Origin of the sequence: Novosphingobium naphthalenivorans NBRC 102051 (assembly GCF_001590985.1) — a bacterium.
Taxonomy (GTDB): domain Bacteria; phylum Pseudomonadota; class Alphaproteobacteria; order Sphingomonadales; family Sphingomonadaceae; genus Novosphingobium; species Novosphingobium naphthalenivorans.
Genome location: NZ_BCTX01000168.1, coordinates 1 through 3,181 on the forward strand (window position 1 = coordinate 1; position 3,181 = coordinate 3,181).

The following is a 3,181-nucleotide window of genomic DNA, read 5'->3' on the forward strand; positions in this document are numbered from 1 at the left end:
TAACCTCCGCGATGCCACGGTTGTTGTAGCTGATCTCTAGCGCCTTTGCTGCCTCCTCAAGGACTCGAAGGATCGAACCGCCAGGGTTCGTTAAGTCAAGCGGAAGGCCAACCTGCGAAGCATAACAGATCGTGGTATCGTCAGCCCCTTGGCCCGACAGATGCCCAACGATCACAGGGGAGAGCTGCCCTTTGTCCTTCAGCTTGACGATTGGCAAATTTGAGAACGACGCGTCAGGAATCGCTATTGCGACACTCACGGGTTTGCCATGAACCCGAATATGCCCTTCATATTCTGGGACGATGCCAGATTTTTCGCGGAAGCCCTTGGCTAGTAGCGTTGCATTTATTTGAGCTAACGCTTGCTGCTTGTGCATTAGCCGGAGCTTGAATCAATGATCTTGGGCGTAGGCACAATGATTGCAGGTGCGGCACGCACGCTTTCAGCCGAACTATTGTCGATTGTAATGATATCGGGGCGATAAGGAATGCGCTCTCCAAAGGCATTCCGAAGCCGAGTGATTACGATTTCCGCATTACCTGTGCGCTCCAGAGCAGATTCCATTTCGTTGGCCAAAGCTTGTGCCCCAGAAATGATCTCCTTCTTGTCCGTATCGCTCCAACCGTTGAGACAGCTGTCAGGGACGACAGGGTTGTTGATCTGCCCGTCCAAAATTCCCGGTAACAGTTTTGCAACGCGCAAAATCTCTCGATCATCGCGATCATTCGCGGGAGCACCACCCAGTTCAATTAAGGCAGCGTCAATCGCGCACATAAGGCAGATGGACGAGAGCTTTGAGTTTACCCAGGTGTGATCCCGCCAACCCTTGAAAAACCGGCACAGGCGACGAAATATCGGGCCGTAGCGCTCCACGCGCCCTTCGACCCAATCATGGAGCTGTTTTGGGTCGGATTGCACCCAATGACCATCTCTCTGAGCAAGCATAATGAGATGGCTGGGAATCCTGACCAGAGATGGAATGCTGTCAAAGTTGAAGGAGGTCGAAGCAATGGCTTTTTCCAAGATTGCCTGCTGCATGGCCTCAAAGCGTTCTTCGGGTACCGAATAAATCGGAATATCGACGTGCGCCCCCTTCCAAAGGCGCACACGAACGCATGTGTTCTTCGGATTTTGCAGCTCCAGTTCCCAGCCATTGGCGATGCAAACGGGCTTGAGCGTCTCTTCGACGAAAGTGAACAGTGCGCCAGCAGCAAGCGCTGGGTGGCTATCTTTCATAAAGCGAACGGGCACATACATGCCGTCGTCTAGATCAATTTCCTGCACCTCTGGTTTGGCAGGGGTGTTGAGGGTTTTGTAAGCAAAGCTGCCTTGCGTCAGGAACTTTACCGCTACGCTGTCGCGAACCCTGTGACTTGTCTCGATCAGATAGCTATCTCGCCAGAAGCGCGTTTGCTGCTCAAGCTTCCAAGACGCATCCCGCAATGCCTTTCGAATAGTCGTGCGCGCATTGATAAGGCGTGTTTGCTCTTGCTCGTCGATGTTTAGACTAGCCAAATAGCTTGGGTCATTTCGCAGACCCACAAAGATCGGATGCGCGTTGGCGAGGGTCATGTTGATATTCCCTGAAAAAATCGTGCTTTCCTGATATAGTTGGGGCATAATTAACTAAGGTCAAGGCAGGCGAACAAATCATGCACAAAATTTTCCCAGTACGTTCATTTGCCTACCTGATTTCCGTGCTCACTCTCGGTATTTTTCTAATCATTGAATTGGCCACCAATGCGTTCGGACTGGAAGTTCGATTGCTGGCAATCCCCGGCATCGTATGGGCTTTGATGATTGCTCTTTCTTTCAATCCAATCTGGCGGGCAGTCTGGAAGCTTAGCAAGAAGGTGGCGTTCTTGCCCGACCTCAATGTTGCAGTATTTCCCGATCTGAACGGCACATGGGATATGCAGTTGGAAAGCAATTGGTCGAGGCAAGAGCAGCTACTCGAAGCCTCAACTGACAGGCGGAAATCGTTCGATATCAGGAAGTGCGATGCTGAAGAGCTGGCCCCCCTAATGTCCATGACCCTTAGAGCAGAAATCGAGCAGAACTGGTGGTCGATAAAAATGACTGTGACCAATCCGAATCAGGACAGCCCGATCAAGGAATCAAAGACCTACATCGCAATACCTCGGAAAAAGTCAGAGCATACCCCTGCGTCACTTTGCTATTTTTACGATCAGACCAACGAAACCGACTCTCTCTCGGACGATCCCATTTTCAGCGCCGCCGCGTGCCTGAGCTATGACGAGGGGCGGGATCGACTTGAGGGGACGTTCTGGACCGCAAGGCAATGGCGACGTGCTATCAACACCGCTGGAAAGCTGACCCTTATTCGCGGCTAATCAATGGGTGCTTCGCAAGACCTTGAGCTATAGGCGCGAGGACTTCACGAAGGCGCTCTTCCGAACAAGGTCAGATTCTCCGCTGGCTTCAAGGTGGATGGATAGGGCTCGCCCTGCTTCTCGAAACCAAATTCGGGAAGCAACGCTCGCATCCTGTCCGTTTTGGTGGTGGCATAGATGCCCTGCATTGCACCAGCATGGCCCAACGCCTCGCTTATCAGCGTCGAAGCGTGCCCCTGACGGCGGTAGTCGGGGTGAACAACGATCCAGCCAAGCTCCAGCGGATACATATCCGCGCGCGTGGCGACTTTCGCTTTGGCAAAATCGCCGCACCTGTGTTCGTCATATGGGTGCTTGATTGCAGCCGTGCCGATCAGCTTGTGACCGTCATAGAGCATGACAAGGGTCACAGCCTGCTTGACGAGTTGGGGCAAGGTTCGCTTGTTCACTTCGCCCGCAGCGATAACGAAGGCCTTAAACTCTGCTTTGGCATCTTCGGACATTTCGGCAGGCGATGCTGTGACTGGTCTGATGTTTGAACTGGATTCCATGTTGTCTCCCTGACCCATCTCATCACGCCTCCACGCACGGCGCAACCTTCCCCCCAGAGTCAAAGCACTGCCAATCTAGCCCTGAGCCTCCAGTCAGACAGGAGGTGAAAGATGGAGCGATCATATCCGAGAACCGTCAGCGAATGCCGTGTTGACCTCTACGATATGTGCCTTGGGCTTGCCGAAACGCTTCAGGTTGCGCTGCCCGATTTCGCTGAGGAACTTGGGGTGGTCAGCCCGCGCGAATTGGCCGTCATGCGTGGACCCGATCATAGC

The 3,181-nt window shown here is 53.1% G+C and carries 4 protein-coding genes; 1 reads left to right on the forward strand and 3 read right to left on the reverse strand.

The annotated features are described in order from the left end of the window. Window positions 1-376 (reverse strand): E2/UBC family protein (locus NN5_RS24370; RefSeq protein WP_281190469.1); only part of this gene is annotated, 376 nt, incomplete at its 3' end. Further along, entirely contained in the window at window positions 376-1,572 is a 1,197-nt protein-coding gene (locus tag NN5_RS24375; protein ID WP_067739223.1) for a CBASS cGAMP synthase, read from the reverse strand. The genes NN5_RS24370 and NN5_RS24375, both read right to left, overlap by 1 nt. Before the next feature lie 80 nt (window positions 1,573-1,652). Between NN5_RS24375 and NN5_RS24380 the strand changes: the two genes are divergently transcribed. Beyond that, the gene (locus NN5_RS24380) at window positions 1,653-2,354 is read left to right on the forward strand and encodes a hypothetical protein (RefSeq protein ID WP_067739226.1); all 702 of its coding nucleotides are present in this window, start codon (window positions 1,653-1,655) and stop codon (window positions 2,352-2,354) included. A gap of 44 nt (window positions 2,355-2,398) precedes the next feature. Here NN5_RS24380 and NN5_RS24385 read toward each other — a convergent pair whose 3' ends face one another. Further along, on the reverse strand, window positions 2,399-2,905 hold the full coding sequence (locus NN5_RS24385) for a GNAT family N-acetyltransferase (RefSeq protein ID WP_067739229.1): 507 nt from the start codon (window positions 2,903-2,905) through the stop codon (window positions 2,399-2,401). Window positions 2,906-3,181: the final 276 nt, after the last annotated feature.